14 protein-coding genes, 2 tRNA genes and 1 other annotated feature are annotated in these 18,605 nt (G+C 64.7%); of the genes, 7 read left to right on the top strand and 9 right to left on the bottom strand.

Annotated features, from left to right (window positions below; all coding sequences use genetic code 11):
- Nucleotides 1–38: 38 nt before the first annotated feature.
- Both BSL82_RS02905 and BSL82_RS02910 read right to left on the bottom strand, forming a co-directional pair.
- Nucleotides 39–716: an RlmE family RNA methyltransferase gene (locus BSL82_RS02905; RefSeq protein ID WP_072595956.1), complete on the bottom strand. Its 678-nt coding sequence runs from the start codon at nt 714–716 to the stop codon at nt 39–41.
- A complete protein-coding gene (locus BSL82_RS02910) occupies nt 716–1,786 on the bottom strand; it encodes a Ppx/GppA phosphatase family protein (RefSeq protein ID WP_072595957.1) in 1,071 nt (356 codons plus the stop codon). Before BSL82_RS02910 ends, BSL82_RS02905 begins: the two co-directional genes overlap by 1 nt.
- A 175-nt stretch (nt 1,787–1,961) precedes the next feature.
- On the opposite strand from BSL82_RS02910, the gene BSL82_RS02915 reads away from it, so the two are divergent.
- Nucleotides 1,962–2,035: transfer RNA gene (locus tag BSL82_RS02915), tRNA-Gln, on the top strand.
- A gap of 23 nt (nt 2,036–2,058) precedes the next feature.
- Here the strand turns inward: BSL82_RS02915 and BSL82_RS02920 are convergent.
- Together BSL82_RS02920 and BSL82_RS02925 are read right to left on the bottom strand one after the other, a co-directional pair.
- The gene (locus BSL82_RS02920) at nt 2,059–2,247 is read right to left on the bottom strand and encodes a hypothetical protein (RefSeq protein WP_072595958.1); all 189 of its coding nucleotides are present in this window, start codon (nt 2,245–2,247) and stop codon (nt 2,059–2,061) included.
- A 129-nt stretch (nt 2,248–2,376) separates the two neighbouring features.
- Nucleotides 2,377–3,243 carry a DUF2171 domain-containing protein gene (locus BSL82_RS02925; protein WP_072595959.1) on the bottom strand — a complete coding sequence of 289 codons (867 nt, stop codon included), beginning with the start codon at nt 3,241–3,243 and terminating at the stop codon, nt 2,377–2,379.
- Nucleotides 3,244–3,471: 228 nt separating this feature from the next.
- On the opposite strand from BSL82_RS02925, the gene BSL82_RS02930 reads away from it, so the two are divergent.
- Nucleotides 3,472–3,547: transfer RNA gene (locus BSL82_RS02930), tRNA-Ala, on the top strand.
- Between the two features lie 40 nt (nt 3,548–3,587).
- Here the strand turns inward: BSL82_RS02930 and BSL82_RS02935 are convergent.
- The 4 genes from BSL82_RS02935 to BSL82_RS20290 form a co-directional block, all read right to left on the bottom strand.
- Nucleotides 3,588–4,652, bottom strand: coding sequence for a phytase (locus BSL82_RS02935; protein WP_072595960.1), 1,065 nt, complete (start codon nt 4,650–4,652; stop codon nt 3,588–3,590).
- Between the two features lie 17 nt (nt 4,653–4,669).
- The gene (locus BSL82_RS02940) at nt 4,670–5,266 is read right to left on the bottom strand and encodes an inorganic diphosphatase (RefSeq protein ID WP_072595961.1); all 597 of its coding nucleotides are present in this window, start codon (nt 5,264–5,266) and stop codon (nt 4,670–4,672) included.
- Entirely contained in the window at nt 5,266–8,064 is a 2,799-nt protein-coding gene (locus BSL82_RS02945; RefSeq protein WP_226998603.1) for a TonB-dependent receptor, read from the bottom strand. The genes BSL82_RS02940 and BSL82_RS02945 overlap by 1 nt, the downstream gene beginning before the upstream one ends.
- Before the next feature lie 162 nt (nt 8,065–8,226).
- The gene (locus tag BSL82_RS20290) at nt 8,227–8,364 is read right to left on the bottom strand and encodes an adenine nucleotide alpha hydrolase family protein (RefSeq protein ID WP_158010640.1); all 138 of its coding nucleotides are present in this window, start codon (nt 8,362–8,364) and stop codon (nt 8,227–8,229) included.
- A gap of 28 nt (nt 8,365–8,392) precedes the next feature.
- Nucleotides 8,393–8,445: a sequence feature (sul1 is cis-regulatory element that is thought to sense ions involved in sulfur or methionine metabolism; They are found in Alphaproteobacteria), on the bottom strand.
- 239 nt (nt 8,446–8,684) lie between these two features.
- Here BSL82_RS20290 and BSL82_RS02950 point away from each other — a divergent pair.
- The 5 genes from BSL82_RS02950 to BSL82_RS02970 all read left to right on the top strand — a co-directional run bounded on the left by BSL82_RS02950 (nt 8,685) and on the right by BSL82_RS02970 (nt 15,869).
- On the top strand, nt 8,685–8,945 hold the full coding sequence (locus tag BSL82_RS02950; protein WP_072595963.1) for a hypothetical protein: 261 nt from the start codon (nt 8,685–8,687) through the stop codon (nt 8,943–8,945).
- A gap of 17 nt (nt 8,946–8,962) precedes the next feature.
- A complete protein-coding gene (locus BSL82_RS02955; protein ID WP_072595964.1) occupies nt 8,963–10,291 on the top strand; it encodes a L,D-transpeptidase scaffold domain-containing protein in 1,329 nt (442 codons plus the stop codon).
- 82 nt (nt 10,292–10,373) lie between these two features.
- Nucleotides 10,374–11,174, top strand: coding sequence for an ImuA family protein (locus BSL82_RS02960; protein WP_072595965.1), 801 nt, complete (start codon nt 10,374–10,376; stop codon nt 11,172–11,174).
- Nucleotides 11,098–12,624 (top strand): Y-family DNA polymerase, encoded by a 1,527-nt coding sequence (locus tag BSL82_RS02965; RefSeq protein ID WP_443081401.1) that lies wholly within the window; start codon nt 11,098–11,100, stop codon nt 12,622–12,624. The genes BSL82_RS02960 and BSL82_RS02965 overlap by 77 nt, the downstream gene beginning before the upstream one ends.
- Complete coding sequence (locus BSL82_RS02970) at nt 12,621–15,869, top strand: error-prone DNA polymerase (RefSeq protein WP_072595967.1); 3,249 nt, start codon at nt 12,621–12,623, stop codon at nt 15,867–15,869. The genes BSL82_RS02965 and BSL82_RS02970 overlap by 4 nt, the downstream gene beginning before the upstream one ends.
- Before the next feature lie 11 nt (nt 15,870–15,880).
- Here BSL82_RS02970 and BSL82_RS02975 read toward each other — a convergent pair whose 3' ends face one another.
- On the bottom strand, nt 15,881–18,577 hold the full coding sequence (locus tag BSL82_RS02975; RefSeq protein WP_072595968.1) for an EAL domain-containing protein: 2,697 nt from the start codon (nt 18,575–18,577) through the stop codon (nt 15,881–15,883).
- Nucleotides 18,578–18,605 lie beyond the last annotated feature (28 nt).

Consider the following 18,605-nt stretch of genomic DNA (forward strand, 5'->3'; position numbering starts at 1 on the left):
GCAAAGCGCACCTTCAGGCGCAACACCGGAAGGCCGGTTCATGTTCCCGGCTCGGATGCTTTCGCGGCCTTGAAACCCTGCGCGATGACATACCATTCCGAAGAATCCTTGCGGCTGGCCGGCGGCTTGGCATGCTTGACGCTCTGGAAGTTGCGCTTCAGCGCGGCAACCAGATCCTTGTCCGCCCCGCCCGCAAGCACCTTTGCGACATAGGTCCCGCCATCGGCCAATATCCCGGTGGCGAAATCAAGCCCCGCCTCGACAAGCGCCATGGTGCGCAAATGGTCGGTCTGCTGGTGGCCGACCGTATTGGCGGCCATATCCGAAAGGACGATGTCGGCCTTTGCGCCAAGTGCGCCGATCAACGCCTGGGGTGCCTCATCGGACAGGAAGTCCATCTTCAGGATAGTGGTGTTCGGCAGTTCGTCCATATCCAAAAGATCAATGGCAACAATTTGCGCCTTAGGGTGTTTATTAACCACGACCTGGCACCAGCCCCCCGGGGCGGCACCCAGGTCGACCACGTTCCTCACCCCTTTCAGGAAGCCGAACCGCTCATCAAGCTCGATAAGCTTGTAGGCCGCGCGCGACCGATAGCCCTCCGCCCTCGCCTTGTGCACATAGGGATCGTTCAACTGCCGCTCCAGCCAACGGGTGGAGGCGGCGCTGCGACGGCGCGCGGTCTTGACGCGCTGCTTCATCCGATCGACCGCCATCAGAAGATGTGCCCGTCGCGCACCATCATCGCGCGCAATATGCCTTCCCGGATGCCCCGGTCCGCAACCTTCAGTTCATTGGCGGGCCAGGCGTCCAATATCGCTTCCAATATGGCGCAGCCCGCGACGACAAGATCCGCGCGCTCCAGCCCGATGCATGCCCTGGCCGCCCGCTCGCTCACCGATTGGGAAGACAGACGCTCGCTGATGTCCCGCATTGCCGTGGCGGGGACGATGCAGCCGTCCACCTTGCGCCGGTCATAGGCCGGAAGATCGAGATGAAGGCTGGCGAGCGTCGTCACCGTGCCGCTGGTGCCAAGCAACTGGCCGCCGGAAAAATCGACCTTCGCCGACGCCGCGAAATCGGCAACCACATCCCTGATCCGTTCCTGCATGCGCAGATAGGCCGCGCGACGGCCATCGGCGCGGGCATGCTCGCGGGGTTCCGTTTCGGCAAGCGAAACCACACCCCAGGGGACGCTGACCCAATTGATGATTTCCACCTTGCGGCCAATGCGCCGGTTCAGAAGCACAAGCTCGGTCGAACCGCCGCCGATGTCGAAGATCAGCGCCGGCCGATCGTCATCGTCCAGCAACGACTGGCAGCCGAGCACCGCCAGCCGCGCTTCCTCGGCGGGCGAGATCACGTCCAGCGCGATGCCCGTCTCCTCGAACACGCGGGCGACGAAATCCGGCCCGTTGGTGGCGCGGCGACATGCCTCGGTCGCCACCGAGCGCGCGACGGATACATTTCTGCGATTGAGCTTCTCAGCGCATTGCGCCAGCGCATCCATCGCCCGGTTCTGCGCATCGGGAGAGATGATGCCCGTTGCACCCATGCCCTCACCGAGCCGCACGATCCGGGAAAAGGCGTCGACGATGACAAAGCCGTCGCGCGCGGGACGAGCGACAAGCAGACGGCAGTTGTTGGTGCCAAGGTCGATTGCGGCATAGGTCCGGCGGGCGCGTCCGCGATCGGCTTCCGCTCCGCGCTCCGGGACCAAAGCGCCATGATCAATAACCAAACCGCCCTGCGCCGGCGCAGGGATATTGACGGCGCTCGTCGACATGCCGCCCTTTCAACGTCATTTCACCCATCCGGACTGAACGGGCACTTGCCGAAAGGTGTAACACCGGCTCCGGCTGACGCGCAACTGAAACGGTGAGGTCATATGGCGGCGCAAAATGAGCCCGTCGCCACGTTGACAGCGGCCCGGCAGGTGCCTATCTACCCGCCCGGCCCGATGCCCCGTCGTCTAATGGTAAGACTCCGGACTCTGACTCCGTTAATCGTGGTTCGAATCCACGCGGGGCATCCAGCCTTTCCGCCGCACGGCGAACGCTATGGCCGCTCCAGATAGTTTTTCACCAGATACCCGCCCGCCAGCACGCCGGCGAGTCCGATCAGGCTCATCCGCGCGATGACCGAAGCGGCGACCGCGCCCAGCGTCGCACCTGCCGCACCGTCGATTGATCTTAGATTCTTCGAAGCCGCATATCCGGCGGCTGCGCCAAGGATGTTCTTCAGCATTTGCGTTCCTCTGCATTGAGCAAGGGATGATCGCCGGCGGGACCGTTTCGTTCCCTTGAGCGTGAGCGCACCCCGCAAAAAAGCCGGCCGCGCGCGCGACCGGCCTTTCTGCGCTGTTCGCGCCTGCGCTCAAAAGGACGAGGAGGTGAGATTGCCGGAGCTGTCTTCCCGCTCGGCCTGCCACTCCCTATGCGCCTGATCCGCAGTTCGGTTGAGCGTCACCTTGTTGCTCTCGACCGACTGGATCCATGAGCAGGGCACATAATGATGGCGTCCGCCGGCATCCTCGTCATTCTTGGCCAGCTTGATGCGGTCGCCGCGCACCTTGTCCACCTTACCCACATGTTCGCCGTCGGAACCGACGACCTCCATGTTCTCGCGCGCCTGGGTCAGATGCTGCCTCTGGGTGGCGCGTTGCTGCCTCCAGCCGCCGAAGTCGCTTTCGAAACGGCTTTGGCGCTCACGGCGATAATCGTCATACTCGCGGTCCAGCGCTTCTATCTGGCGGTTCCGCCACTGGTGATAGTCGCTGTCGCCCTGATGGGACATACGGCCGCCGCCTCCGCGACCACGCCCGCCACCCCGGCCGCCGCGCTCGGAAAATCCGCTGCCCGCATATTGGCGCGGGGTTGAGCGCTGGCCATAATATTCCTGGCGCTCGCCATAGGACCCCATGCCATAGTCATTGTCATATCCGTAACCGCTGCGCGCGCTGGAGGCATAGCGGCTTGACCCCTCGCGATCACGGTCTCCGCCATAGGCCGGGCGATAGCCTCCGCCGCCGGAGGTGCGGCCCTGATCGTCGCTGCCCTGCTCGTCATACCGGGCGTCCCGGCGGCGGCGGCGTTCGGCCTCATCGTCGCCGAACCACGATCTCACCTCGTCGCCGGCACGGTCGAAAAAGCCGCGATCGTCATAGTCATAGTCTTCCGTCGAGCGGCCATAGCTACTTTCGCGGGTGGAATAACGGTCGCGGCCATATCGGTCATAAGCCATGTCAGGTCCTCCTCTTCATCCTAGGGTAGTGCGGGCTGCATGCGCGCCATCCAGCGGGGGGCGCGCCATATCCGCAGCACGTTAGGGAAACGGGATCGGCCTGCCGTGGTTCCGGCATTTCGCCGGATCGTGCGCGAAAGAATATGAGCCGGGTCCGGACGGCGGCGCGATGTTGAAATCCCGTTGCATCGGCCATGCGCGCTCCTTATACGGAGCGCCACCCGGGACGGGGCCGTAGCTCAGATGGGAGAGCGCTGCAATCGCACTGCAGAGGTCAGGGGTTCGATTCCCCTCGGCTCCACCAGGGTTCCCCAAGGCGCCAAAAACCTGACTCCCGACACCGGCTATTGCAGAGCCAGCGCGCGGCGCACCTCGCGCCAATCCACCAGCTTGAAGTTCTGCTGTCCGGCGCCGTCGTCCGTGTCGTGCATGGCGAGCGCGCCTTCGGGGAACGGGCCGATGGGGCCGCTCCAGGCAGTGAGGCCATCGGTGCCGGTGACGGGATCGATCGCCCCGCCCTCCACGGCGAAGCGGCCCTTGTAGGCGTAACTGTCGCCCTCGACCTGCCAGACCGGATAGGTCGCATCGCCCTGGCTGGAGGCGATCAGATAGGTCTTGCCGCGATCGCGCATCACAGCCAGGCCTTCGACATCGGCGGTCAGCCGTGTCCCGTCGATCGCGGCGACCTGCACGGGCCTGGTCCCCTCGGACGCGTCCAAGGGGAACCGCCAGATCGCGACATCCTCCTCCCCCACATAGAGACGCCCCGTCTCGTCATCGACGACACAGCCTTCGGGCTGGCCGCCGACCTTGAACGCTCCGGTCATCGCCACTTGCGGGCCCGATGCCCCGGCGGTCACGCGATAGCGGCGGATCACGCCGGCCTTGTTGTTGGGGACAAGATGAAAGGCGTCTCCCCATTTGCCCATGCAGAAGCCATAGGGCTCCCCGAACTCCTCGCCCGTCGGGATGAAGCCATAGGGCTTCGTATCCAGCGTTTCGGGATCGAACAGATAGGTCATGATGCCAAAACGCTTCCGCTCGGTCGCGGCGACGAGAACATATTCCTTGCCGCCGACGACGAAACCGGAGCGCAGATCGACGTTGTTGAGCGGCCCGTCGGCAAGGAACTGCCGCACCTTGCCATGCATGTCGTGCACATAAAGCCCATCGGACTTGTCCGTGCCGAACATCACCGCGCGGGCGGGGTTGCTCGGATCGGCCCAGAGCGCGGGATCGTCGGCGTCGACTTTCGGGTCTGTCGTCACCAGCGTCTCGACTGCGGCGGGCACTGCCCGCGCCGGATCGCCGCGCGCGGCGGTTCCCTGCGGAATCTCCTCTTCGGCAGGGGAACAGGCCGAGAGCAACGCAAGCATGGACGCTGCGAGCAGGCGATTGGGTCCGGTCATGGTCTGGTTCCCCGAAGCTATTTGCCGAACGCAGGCTTGAAGCCGCCGCGCAGCAGGGCCTTTGCCTCGTCCGCGTCGCCGAAGCCGGACAGCAGGATCGGCGTCTTGCCGGACGCATCCTGCTTGTAGATGCGGAAGAAGGCCAGCAGCCGATCCCGGTCGCCCGGGGGAAGATCGGCCACCGATTTCACAGGCTCATAGCTCTTGTCGACCTTCGAGACCGGAACCGCGATGACCTTGTCGTCGGTGTCCGGCCCGTCCTTCATCCGCAAAACCCCGATCGGCCGCACCCGGATGAGCGCGCCCGGCGCAATCGCCCTTCGGGAAAAGACGAGGATGTCGAGCGGATCGCCATCCTCGGCCCTGGTTCCCGCGATCGAGCCATAGTTGGCGGGATAGACGACGGGCAACGCCATGAAGCGGTCCACGAAGATCCGGCCGTCAGCGTCGATCTCGTACTTCACATCCGTTCCGGCCGGAATCTCGATGATCGCGGTCAGCGTTTCGGGAGCATCCGACGGGGCGGGAACATCGTGGAGTCCGGCCGCGACGGCGGGGCCGGTCAAGGTCAGCCCGGCGACGGCGGCGGCGATGGAAAGCAGGTGCCGGGCCATCAGAAGTTCGCCTTCACGCCGAACTTGCCGGTCCAGCTATATTCTTCATACTGCAGCAGACGGCGGCTGCCGGGGCCTTTCTGATAGGCGATATAGGGTTCATCAAAGCCATTCACGAGTTCGGCGAAGACCTGCAGGTTGCGCGTGATTCGATACTTGCCGCTGACGTCGAACTGGAAGTGCTTGCGGACATAGCGGTCTTCCTCGGCGCTGCCGCCAAGCTCGTCCAGATAGCCCGAACGATAGGCCCCTGCCAGGCGGATGCTGACCGGGCCTTTTTCATAGCCGAGGATCGCGTTGAACGTGTGCTTCGATGCCGCGGGCAGCGGTATCGTGCGATCGCCGATGTCGCCCTCCGCATCGGTGTAGGTGTAGTTGAAGTTGATAAGGAAGCCGTCAAGCGGGGCTGGCAGGAAGGTGAGCGCCTGCTGATAGCTGAACTCCAGCCCCTTTACGGTCGCCTTGTCGCCGTTCAGCGGGATCAGCGCCTCGGTGAACGGCACGCCGTTGAACACGCCGTTATAGGGCGCTTCGTCGGCATCGACCTCGCGGTCGACGATGAAATCCTTGATCCGTTTCCAGAAGAAGCCGCCCTGTACCACGGCGTTCTTGCCGAAATACCATTCGGCCGACAGATCGACATTCCAGGCCTTGTAGGGCTTCAGGGCCGGATTGCCGAACTCGCCTTCGCGCTCGCCGTCGTCATTCTCTTCCACCACGAAGCGCGGCGCCAGCTTGGAGATGTTGGGACGGACGACGCTCTTGAACGCGCCCGCGCGCAGGACAATGTCGCGGGCGGGCTCGTAGCGGACGTTCACGCTGGGCAGCAGATCGGTGTAGCTGCGCTTGAAGGCGTTGGGGGTGACGAACACGGTATCCTCGTCAAGCACCACGCCGTCGCGGATGCCGCCTTCCTCGACCAGCTCGACCAGGCTGGCGCGGATGTCGTTCTTCGTATGCTCGACACGGACGCCGCCGATCACTCGTAGAGCCGTGTCTTCATAACGGCCGAGCAGATAGCCCGCGTAGATGTCTTCCTTCACCAGGAAATCGGCGACGCTCGATTCAAACTGGGAGTCCAGCGTGTTCAGCTCGAAGCCGGAATAATCGCCCACAAAATTGCGCACCGACGTTTTGCCCGGAACCGGATCGATCACCGCCAGCGCATAATCCTGCGACCCCACGAAATCGGCGAGCGTCAGATCGTCGTCATGGCCGTCGAACACGTCGAGCTGGAGGTCATAGCTCTTTTTCCGGAACCGCGCCTTGCCGCCGAACTGGACATCGAACTCGCCCTTGGCCAGCGCGAAGCTGCGGGTGATATCGGCACGCACCATATACTCGCGGTCGCGAGCCTTGCTGAGCGTGGTCCGCTCAAGCTTGTCGAACTCATAGCCCTCGGGATCAAGGAAGATATCCTCGCCCTGGGTGATGCTGTAGCCGGGCTTGGCATAGTCGCTGAAATCGAAATCCACGCCAAGCACGTCGCTGCCGTCGAAATCGCGGGCGAATGCGACCGGATCGATCGAACCGCGCTCCGTCTCGCCCGATTTGGCGTAGGACCCTTCATACTTCAGCGTCCAGGGGCCGGTTTCGGTCTTGCCGCCAAGCGCGAAGGAACGGATGGTCTGGACTTCGTTGCGGTCCTTCAGGTCGCGCTCCACCTTGATCTCGCCATCGTCGTCGGCGGAGACGAACTGCGCGCTGTCCGCAGTGCCGCCAACCGGCTCCGCATCGCCCAGATCGAAGATCAGGCGGCGGCGGTATTCCTGGTCCTCGAACCGGCTGTACAGGCCGCGCGCGTACAGCTCGGTGGTGTCGCTTGCCCGCCAGTCGAACGACAGGGATGCGCCGATCCGCTCGCGCGTTACGTCATAATCGCGATATTCGAGCTTTTCGAAGAAGGGAACGCCGTCCTCCTCCTTCCAGCCTTCGGCCTCGATATTGTCGGTCGCAAACTTGCGCCGGTAATAGGAGATGCCGCCGGCGACGCCGAAATCCTCGCCCAGCCGTGTCGCGAAATCCACGCTGCCCTTGGGAGAGAGCTTTTCGGTGAGGTCGTTGTAGGAGCCCTCGGCCGTGACCGACACAAAGGGCTTCTTCCGATCAAAGGCGCTCGTCGTATTGATCTCGATCGATGCGCCGATGGTGTCGGCGTCCATGTCCGGAGTCAGCGACTTCTTGATCTCGATCGATTCGATCAATTCCGACGGAATGACGTCGAGCGCGACCGAGCGCACGTCCGATTCCGGGGCCGGCACGCGGCTGCCGTTGATGGACGCCGCATTGAGGTTAGGATCGAGGCCGCGCACGGAAACGAAGCGTCCCTCGCCCTGATCGTTCAGGATATTGACGCCCGGCGCACGGCGAAGCGCCTCGGCGACGTTCTGGTCGGGAAACTGGCCGATCGCGTCGCGGGTCAGCACCGTCTCCACGCCATCAGCGGCACGCTGCCGGGAAATCGAGCTACCGAGGCTCGCCTGCTGGCCGATGACCAGGATGGTGGCTTCCTCGTCCCCGTTGGCGCTGAGCGCTATGCCGACTTTGGTGGTGCCGGTTTCGGTCACATTGACGCTGGTGGTCTTGGTCTCGGCGCCCGCATAGCTGGCCCGCAGCGTGTAGCGGCCGGCAGGAACGTCGGTGAAGCGAAAGCTGCCGTCGATGTCGGCCGAGGCGCGGCGCTTCAGCTCCTGAATCTCCAACTCCGCCCCCTGAAGGCCGCTTGTGCCGCTGCCGTCAAGCACGATGCCGGTCAGCGTCCCGGCAAACGCCGGGGCCGAAAGACAAGTCGCAGCCATGAGGACAGCGGAAAGCCTGGATGCACGCCAATTCGCCTGAAACATTGCTTTCCCCCAATTTGCACACAAGTCGATGTGTTGGGGGGCTGCTAGGCACGGCAGATGACATTGGAGAGACGCGCCGATTACAGAATGACTACCGCCCGAGCGGGAAGCGCGGGATCAGGCGGTGGCGATCAGCGCATCAACAGCACCGGCATGGACGGTGCGGATCATCGCGGTCGTCGTGCTTCCGACGATCAACGTCCGGAGCGGCGAGTGGCCATAGGCGCCCATCAGCAGGATCGCCCCCGGCGACACTGGACAGCATGCATCAATCGGATGCCCAGGTTATCCCGGGGATAGGCGCCGGGCCGAGCCACCCGGCAAGCCGGGTCCGGTGAGCTGGATGGCTGCTACCCCAAAGCCTTCGCGGTTGCAACAAGGGCAGGATGTACGTTTTGTGACGGTGGGCAGAGCGACAAAGCGCACATCGCCGTGTATGAGGCACCGTCTGGCGACAGAAATCGTTCAGGTGCATTCCATCGGCCGTTAACCAGAGTTAGCGACGTAACGCGCCCGCAATGGGATGTCCTTGCTCCTGCCAAGCAGGTTGGCGCGTGGTTTTGGGAAAAGATGCCATGCAGATTCGATCCTTCTTACTGGCAGCGGCAGGCGGACTGATGCTCGCCGCCTGCTCTCAACCCGAAGAACTGCCGCCGGCGGCCGCCGCGCCGCCTCCGCCCCCGCCGGGCGCGGTTGCCGGGTCGGTTGCCGCCGATCGTGACGGCGACGGAATCATTGACGGCTATTACACGGCGGACGGGATCTATCATCCCAACGTCGCTCCGCCGCCTCCTCCGCCGCCGCCCGCGCCGACAACCATGGGTGAACGGGGCTGATCGCCGGATCACGGGGAATGCGGCACGCCCGCATTCCCCTTTTCCTCTTCCTGCTGTTTGCAATCGCCGCGGCATGGCCTCATTCCGCGCCCGCCGCGCCGCGCGCTGAGGCCTCCGCCGATGAGGCAGCCGATGAGGCAAGGGCAGGAAGCGTCGCCATAGAAATCCGCGCCCAGGCGCGCGGACGATTGAAGAAATTCTACGCGAGCCGGGGATTCTGGCCGCTCTGGGCCTCTGCCGGAAAGATCGGCTCCGAAGCCCAGTCGCTGATCGGGTTTCTGGAGACGGCCGAACTCGATGGGCTGAAATCATCAACCTACAAGGTCGACGATCTGCGCGAAGCGATGGAGAGCGCCCGTGGCGGCGACCCTCGCCAGATCGCGCGGGCCGAACTGAAGCTGTCGAAGGCGTTTGCCCGCTATGCGAGCGACATGCGCCGCTCGCCCAAGGTCGAAATGGCCTATGGCGACGAGGACCTGAAACCCAAGAAGCTGCGCGACGACGAGGTGCTGCGGGCAGCCGCACTGCCCAAATCCTTCAAGGATTATGTGGCGTCGATGGAATGGATGAGCCCCCATTATCTGCGCGTGCGCAAGCTGCTTGCGCAGTCGGTGGAACGCGGCGGCTCCGAAGAGGAGCGGCGGCGGCTTCGGCTCAACCTGGAGCGCACGCGCGTGCTGCCCGGACCCTGGACCCGCCATGTCGTGGTCGATTCGGCATCGGGTCGGCTGTGGTATTATCAGGCGGGCAAGCAGCAGGGGATGATGAAGGTCGTCGTCGGCACGCCGGAAACGCAGACGCCGATGCTGGCGGGGACGCTGCACTACGCCATCCTCAACCCCTATTGGAACGTGCCGGTCAGCCTCGCGCAGAAAAGCATCGCCAAAAAGGTCCTTTCCGGACGGTCGTTGAAGGCGATGGGCATGGAAGTGCTGTCTGACTGGAGCGCGTCGCCGCGCGTTCTGCCTCCCTCATCGGTGGATTGGGCCGCGGTCGCGGCCGGAACGCAGCAGGTGCGGCTGCGCCAGCTTCCCGGCCGAGACAATTCTATGGGGCGGGCAAAGTTCCTCTTCCCCAATGACGAAGGCATCTACCTGCACGATACGCCCGACAAGGACCTGATGGCCAAGCGGGACAGGCACTTGAGCAATGGCTGCATCCGGCTGGAGGATGCGCGCAGGCTGGGCAAGTGGCTGCTCGGCAGGCCGATCAAGGCCGCGTCGAAGGAGCCTGAACAGGTGGTGGCGCTTCCGGTCGGCGTGCCGGTCTATCTCACCTATGTCACGGCCACCCCGACGGAAAAGGGAATCGGCTTCCTCAACGACGTATATAACCGCGACCTTTAGGGTTCGGACGCATTGCTCGCAGGAGCCGTGGAGGCTTGCCTGACGGATTGGCATTGGCCCAAAAAGAACATATAGTGAACGAATGTTGGATTCGGCCCATCCCCTTCATCGGCTTCGCAGGCAGATCGCCGCCATCGAGCGTCCGCTTCCGAAGAAAGGGATAGCTGTCGCCGCCACCGGCCATCCGGGCATCGACCGGGCGCTGGGAGGCGGGCTGCCGCGCGGGCGGCTGCATGAAGTGTTCGCGGCCGAGCCCGACGACGCAGGCAGCGCGGCGGGCTTTGCCTCCATGCTGGCGCAGATGCTGGGCGGCGGGATCATCTGGCTGCGCGAGGAACGGGTGGAACGGCAGGCGGGCGGCCTCCATGCGCCGGGATTGCGTGAAATCGGAATCGACCCCGCGCGGCTGATCCTGGGTCTGCTGCCCGATCCGCTGGCGGTGCTGCGCGCCGCGGCAGATGTCGTGCGCTGCCCGGAAGCGGGCGTCGCCGTGGTCGAGCTGTGGCGCAATCCCCGACAACTGGACCTGACGGCAAGCAGGCGGCTGGCGCTGGCGGCGGAAACATCGGGCGTCACCGTCCTGCTGCTCAGGGTTTCGGCCCTGCCAGCGCCGAGCACGGCCCACACCCGCTGGGCGGTGCGGTCCGCGCCGTCACTGCCGCTGGAGGCCAATGCGCCCGGCCATCCGGCGATGGAGGTGGAACTGCTGCGTCAGCGCGGCCGGCCTGCGGGCGGTGTCTGGCAAGTGGAGTGGGATCGTGAACAGACAATCTTCCGCGACAGGAACAGGGACAGGCCGGCGCTATCTGGCGCTGTGGTTCTCCTTCCTGTCCGTGGACCGGCTGGTGCGGACGAAGTCATTCCGTTCCGCCGTACCGGGTGACGCACCCTTTGCGCTGGTCGAGAAAGTGCGCGGCGCGATCCGCATTGCCCAACCTTGCCCCGATGCGCTGGCACTTGGACTGACGCCCGGCCTTGCCCTGGCCGATGCCCGCGCCCGGGTGCCGGAATTGCAAGTGTTCGACGCCGATCCCGGCGCCGACCAGAGCTTTCTGGAGCGGCTTTCCGACGATTGCGACCGCTATACCCCGATGGTGGCGATCGACCCGCCCGATGGGCTGACGCTGGACATCACCGGCTGCGCGCATCTGTTCGGCGGGGAAGCTGGTCTGGCGGCAGATATCGAGGCGCGGATGCAGCGCCGGGCCTCTCATCTGCGCCACGCCATTGCCGCGACGCCCGAAGGCGCGCAGGCGCTTGCCCGTTTCCAGTCCGCGCCCGCCGCAAGCGAGGATGCGGCCCTGCGCCGTCTGCCGGTGGCGGCGCTGCGGCTGGAGCCCGAGACGGAAATGGCCTTGCGCCGGGCGGGGCTGAAAAGCATCGGCGATCTCGCCGCCCGGCCCGCAACGCCGCTGGCCGCCCGTTTCGGGGAGGATGCGACCAACATGCTGGCGCTTGTGCTGGGGCTGACGGACAGCCGCATCACCCCGAGACGCCCCCTGCCCGCCCTGTTCTTTGAACGCCGCTTCGCCGAGCCGATCGGCCGAACCGGCGATGCGCTTCGCGCAATCGACGAACTGACGGAAGAAGCCGCGCAGGCGCTGGAGGAGAGGCGCAAGGGCGGCCGCCGCTTCATTGCCCGGCTGTTCCGCAGCGATGGGGACATGCGCGACCTGGCGGTGGAAACGGGCCTGCCCTGCCGCGACCCCGCCCTGCTGGCGCGCCTGTTCCGCGAGCGGGTGGAAACGCTTGCCGACCCGCTCGACCCCGGTTTCGGCTTCGACATGATCCGCCTGTCGGTGCCGATGGTGGAACCGCTCGCTCCCAGCCAGCTCCAGCTTGAAGGCGGCTCGCTGAACGAAGAAGCGATGGCCAATCTTGTCGACAAGCTCAGCACGCGGCTGGGACGTGGACGATTGCGCCGCCTCGTACCGCGCGACACCCATATTCCCGAACAGGCCGCGCTTGCCCTTCCCGCGGTCGAAGCGCCTGCGCCTTCACCCTCGGGCTGGACGACCCCACAACCCGGCGAGCCTCCGCTTCGCCCCATTCACCTGTTCGATCCGCCCCAGCCGATCGAAGTGATCGCCGAAGCGCCCGACGGCCCGCCCCGCCGCTTCCGGTGGCGGCGGAGCATGCATGACATCGCCCGCTTCGAAGGGCCGGAGCGGATCGCGCCGGAATGGTGGCGGCCGGGTCAGGACGAGCGGCCGACCCGCGATTATTATCGTTTGGAGGATGTGCGCGGCCGCCGTTTCTGGGTGTTCCGCAATGGCCTGCAAGACCGGGAGAGAGAGCATCCGCGCTGGTATGTGCATGGGCTGTTCGCATGACCGGTTTCGCCGAACTGGCGGCCGCCACCAATTTCTCCTTCCTGGGGGGGGCGTCGCAACCGGCGGACATGGTGGCGCAGGCGATTTCCCTTGGATTGCAGGGCATCGGCATCGCCGACCGCAACACGGTGGCAGGCGTGGTGCGGGCGCATGTGGCGTTGAGGAAAGCGCGCGAGCAGGCGAAGGAAGACGGCCTGCCCGATTTCGACTTTCGCCTTGCGACGGGCGCCCGGCTGGCGTTCGCCGACGGCACGCCCGACATCATCGCCTATCCGGCCACGCGCTTTGGATGGGGCAGGCTCACCCGGCTTCTGACGACCGGAAACCTGAGAGCCAAAAAGGGCGAATGCATTCTGCATCTGGATGACCTGCTCGGCCATTGCGAAGACCTGCTGCTGATCGTGATGGCCGGGGATGACGACGCGGGGGCAATCGACCGGCTGCGCGCCGCCTGTCCCGGCCGACTATGGCTTGGCGCCTCCATGCTCCGGCGAGGAGACGATCGTCGCAGGCTTGCCCGACTGATGCGATTGGGCGCTGAAATGCGCGTGCCGCTGATCGCGACCAACGACGTGCTTTACGCAACGCCTGCCCAGCGGCCGCTGCACGACATCCTCACCTGCATCCGTGAAAAGACCAGTATCGCGCAGGCGGGGCGAAGGCTGGCCGCCAATGCCGAACGCCACCTGAAACCACCCGCCGAGATGGCCCGCCTGTTCCGCGACTGCCCTCAGGCGGTTGCCGAAACCACCGGCTTCCTCTCCCGCATCGGCTTCACGCTTGACGATCTGCGCTATGAATATCCGCATGAGCCGGTGCCCGAAGGCTGGGAGCCGCAGAGCTGGCTGGAGCATATCGTGACGCAGGCCGCCCGTGCCCGCTATGGGGCCGAACTGCCCGACAAGGTGAAGCGGATGCTGGATGAGGAGTTCACCCTCATCGCCAGGCAGAACTATGCCTGTTATTTCCTGACCGTGCATGATCTGGTGCGCTTCGCGCGGTCGCGGGAGCCGCCGATCCTGTGCCAGGGACGCGGATCGGCCGCCAATTCTATCGTCTGCTTCCTGCTTGGCGTCACATCGGTCGACCCGTTGCAGCACGACCTGCTCTTTTCCCGCTTCGTGTCCGAGGATCGGGGCGAGCCGCCCGACATCGACGTCGATTTCGAGCACGAACGGCGCGAGGAGGTGATGCAATATGTCTATGCACGCTATGGCCGCAACCGCGCGGGCATTGCAGCCACCGTCATCCATTACCGCCCCCGCAGCGCGCTTCGCGAGATCGGCAAGGCGCTGGGCCTTTCGGAGGATGTGACCGCGCGGCTTGCGAGCACGGTCTGGGGCAACCATGGCAACGACATGGAGGAACGCCGCTATGCCGAAGCGGGGTTCGATCCCGACAACCCCCGGATCGCGCAATTGAAGCGCTTCGTGGGCGAGATACTCACCTTTCCACGCCACCTCTCGCAGCATGTCGGCGGCTTCGTCCTGACGGAACACCGGCTCGACGAGACGGTACCGATTCACAATGGAGCAATGAAGGACCGAACCTTCATCGAATGGGACAAGGACGATATCGACGCGCTGGGGCTGATGAAGGTGGATGTGCTGGCGCTGGGCATGCTCACCTGCATCCGCAAGTCCTTCGAGCTGATGCGCGCGCACGGCCTTGGCGACCATGATCTCGGCGTTGACATCGATGCCGGCGATCCGGCGGTCTACGACATGCTGTGCAAGGGCGACAGCATCGGCGTGTTTCAGGTGGAAAGCCGGGCGCAGATCAACATGCTGCCCCGGCTCAAGCCGCGTTCGCTCTATGACCTGACGATCCAGGTTGCGATCGTCCGGCCCGGCCCGATCGAAGGGGATATGGTCCACCCCTATCTGAGGCGGCGGAACGGGCTGGAAAAGGTGGAGTATCCCTCACCCGCCCCGCCCCATGACCCCGATGAGCTGAAGACCCTGCTGGGCGAGACCTTCGGCGTGCCGCTGTTTCAGGAACAGGCGATGAAGCTGGCGATCGTCGCCGCCGGCTTCACCCCGGCCGAAGCCAACCAACTCAGGCGGGCGATGGCGACATTCCGCAACGCAGGCACCATCCACCAGTTTCGCGAGAAGATGGTCACCGGCATGGTCTCGCGCGGTTATGACGCCGAATTCGCCGCGCGCTGCTTCAATCAGATCGAGGGCTTCGGCTCCTATGGCTTTCCCGAAAGCCACGCGCTGTCGTTCGCACGGCTGGTCTATGTCTCGTCATGGATAAAATGCCACCATCCGGCGGTTTTCGCCTGCGCGCTCCTCAATTCCCAGCCGATGGGCTTTTACGCGCCTGCCCAGATCGTCCGCGATGTCCGGAATCACGGCGTCGAGGCGCGCCCCGCCGACATCAACGCAAGCATCTGGGACAACAGCCTTGAACGGGATGACAGAGGCCGGCTCGCGCTGCGCCTGGGCTTTCGGCAGATCGACGGCTTTCGGCAGGACTGGGCCGACACGCTGGCGCTGGAGCGGGAAGCCCATGGCCGGTTCGACAGCGTGGAAGCGCTGGCACGCCGCGCGAACCCGCCGCAGCGCGCGCTTCGCCTGCTGGCGGACGCCGACGCATTCGGCTCGCTTGCGCTGTCGCGGCGGGAGGCGCTGTGGGAGGCGCGCCGCACGCCCGGTTCCGAACTGCCCCTGTTCGCCGCCGCGCGCGCCCGCGAGCTTGGCGTCGAGCCCGATATGGCGCTGCCCGCCATGCTCCCGTCAGAGGAAGTGGTCGCCGATTACCAGACCGTGCGGCTGTCGTTGAAGGATCATCCGATGACCTTTCTTCGCGATCATCTGCGGGAACAGGGTATTTTGAGCTGCGCGGAAACGCAGGAAGCGAAGTCAGGCGCGAAGGTGCGGTCCGCCGGTGTCGTCCTCATCCGCCAGCGTCCCGGCAAGGGCAATGCGATTTTCGTCACGCTGGAAGACGAGACCGGTATCACCAATGTCCTGGTCTGGGCGCGGCTGTTCGAGCTTTACCGCCGCCCCGTGATGGCCGCACGGCTGATGATGGTGGAAGGTGAGGTGCAGCGCAGCCCCGAGAATGTGGTTCACCTGATCGCAAGCCGGGTGCACGATTTCACCCACCTGCTCGACCGGCTGGGGGACGCAGCGCCGCCTCTTCCCCCGTTACCGGCCGATGTGTTCGCGCATCCGGTCCACGCACGCCATCCGCGAGATGTCCGCATTCTGCCGAAATCGCGCGATTTTCACTGATGTGAACCGCCTCAGCGGGAGGCGGATTTCCTGCGCCGCCGTGGTTGCTCAGCCGCCATCTGCTGGGCCGCCGGGAGTGGCGGCTTGGCGGGTGCACCCTCTGCCGTGGCCGGCCTCTTCTTTTTCCTGGTGAAGTTCTTCACGGCCTCGAACTCGATCTTTTCGTTGAAAAGAATGCCCGCCCGCGCGCCCTGTATCCATCGGACAGCACCCTCCAGTTCGCCGAAATTGGGAATGGCAAGCCTCACTTCCATGCCCAGCTTCAGCGGGGCTTCGGCCTCCGCCATCACGCCGCCGGCAGACAGATTGCGAATGACCGCGGGATATTCGATGTCGTCCGCAATCAGGCGCGCGGCGCGGAACATCGAAACGCGGGTCTCGCGCGGCTTGAGAATGGCATGGCCGGTTCCGCTTTCCATCGACGCCACCAGGGCGCTTGCCGCCTCATAGCTCATCGGCTTGCCATAGGCGAAGCCCTGAACCTGCGTGCAGCCGATGTTGCGCAAGGCGTGGATCTCCTCCGGCGTTTCAGCGCCTTCGGCAGTGGTGATCATGCCAAGACTGTCCGCCAGCGCAACCACCGCCCGCACGATCGGTACATTCTCCCCGTCCGGGCTGTCGATGCCCCGGATGAAAGACCGGTCGATCTTGATCTTGCTGAACGACGCCTTGCGCAGATAGCCCAGCGAGGAATAGCCGGTGCCGAAATCGTCGAGCGCGAGCCGAACGCCCATTTCGTGCAGCTGCTGCAAGGTCAGCCGGGTGGTGTTGGTCTCCTGAAGGAACACGCCTTCGGTAATCTCAAGCTCCACCCGGTCAGGCGTGATCTGGCTGCTCGCAAGCGCGCTCATCACCGTGCTTGAAAGGCCGGTATTATAGAATTGCACTGGCGAAAGATTGACCGCGATCCGGATATGCTCCGGCCATTGTCCCGCCTCCATGCAGGCCGTCCGCAGCACCCATTCGCCAAGCGACGAGATCAGGCCGGATTCCTCGGCGATAGGAATGAACTGTTCGGGCGAAACCATGCCGCGCACCGGATGACTCCAGCGCAGCAGCGCTTCAAAGCCCGCAAGCCGGTCTTGCTGCACGTCGAATATCGGCTGATAGACCACCTGCAGTTGATCGCTCGCCAATGCCCCGCGCAGGTCCATTTCCAGTGACCGGCGGGTTTCCGCTGCAGTCCGCATCGACGCTTCATAAAAGCGATAGGCGCCCCTCCCCGCCTGTTTGGCGGCATAAAGCGCAAGGTCCGCATGCCGGAGCAGGTCATCGCTGGTCGCACCTTCGTGCGGGCCGGTCGCGATGCCGATGGAAGCGCCGATGATGATCTGTGAATCGCCCACCATATAAGGCGCCGACAGATCAGAGATCAGCCGGGCGGCAAGATTGGATATGGCTGTCCGGTTCGCCGTTTCGGTGATGACCACGACGAACTCGTCGCCGCCCAGCCGGCCTGCCCGCCCCTTGTCCTTGATGACGTTTTCGATCCTGCCGGCGACCGCGCGCAACAACTCGTCCCCCACGGGATGACCAAGCGTGTCGTTCACCAGCTTGAACCGGTCGAGATCGATGAAGAGCAGCACGCAGGGGGAAAGCCGCTTCTTTGAACGCTCCAGCAGATCGTCAAGCGTATCGTGGAAATGCGCCCTGTTCGCGAGCCCGGTGAGCGTGTCGAAAAGTGCAAGCTGCCGGGCCTGGTTCTCCGACCGCCGGGCGTCGGTCAGGTCCGCGCCGATACCGCTGTAGCCGACGAACTGATTGCGCGCGTCAAAGAGCGGACCGCCTGACAGAGAAAGCCAGCGCTGGTTCCCGTCCACCCTCACCGGCAGAATCACTTCCCGAAAGACCAGCCGGGCGGCAAGGTTGAACTCAAGGATGGGCAAGCCCGATTTATGATCGCCGGACCCCATATGGGGACGGAACAGGTCGACCAGCTTCTTTCCGACCAGGCTCTGATGATCCTGCCCCAAAAGCTCGCCGAACTGCGGCGAGACATAGGCGAGACAGCCTGACTCGTCCGATTCCCACAGCCAGTTGCTTCCGCTTTCCTCAAAGCTGCGCAAGACAGCCTGGGCGGTGCGCGCCCGCTCCTCCGTCTCGCGCGCCTTCCTGATGCTCTGCTGGAATGCGGCGGCCTGGACCCGCGCGACGGCAACCACCATCGCCGCCGCGGCCAAGCCCAGAACAGCTCCCGGCCAGCCGAGCCTCGCATGCGAGATGATCGTTCCGAGCAGGACGATCGCGGCATAGCTGCCGGCCGCGCAGGGCGCATGGAGAAAACATGCCGCGCCCGCGATGGTCAGCGAGCAGAGCGCGATCCAGAGGCGGATTTCCGGGCTGGACAAGGGGCTGTTGAGCAGCAGCAACGCGCCAACCGCCCCCAGGACCGCAAGAAGCTGCATCTGCCCGGCGTCACGCCTGGAGCTTTCGCCCTGACGCTGGCTGAGCGCGACACACAACACAGAGCCGAGCAGCGCGGCGATGCCGCCGTAGAGCAGGAGTTCGATGACGATGCCTGGAGTGGACCTGAGTTCTATCGCACGCCAGAGCGCAAGCCCGAACAGGCAGAGCATGTAAAGGCCCAGTTGAAGGGCCACGGACCGGCTCGGCACTGCAACCTGCCACTCGTTCTGGCCGGCGGTCGGCTGCCCGCCGCCCCGCAGGATCAGCTTGCGCCGACGATATTCCAGGCGTGGTGCCGACACGGTTTCTCCATCGGGATTACCGACGCAC

This window comes from Tardibacter chloracetimidivorans, assembly GCF_001890385.1.
Classification (GTDB): domain Bacteria; phylum Pseudomonadota; class Alphaproteobacteria; order Sphingomonadales; family Sphingomonadaceae; genus Tardibacter; species Tardibacter chloracetimidivorans.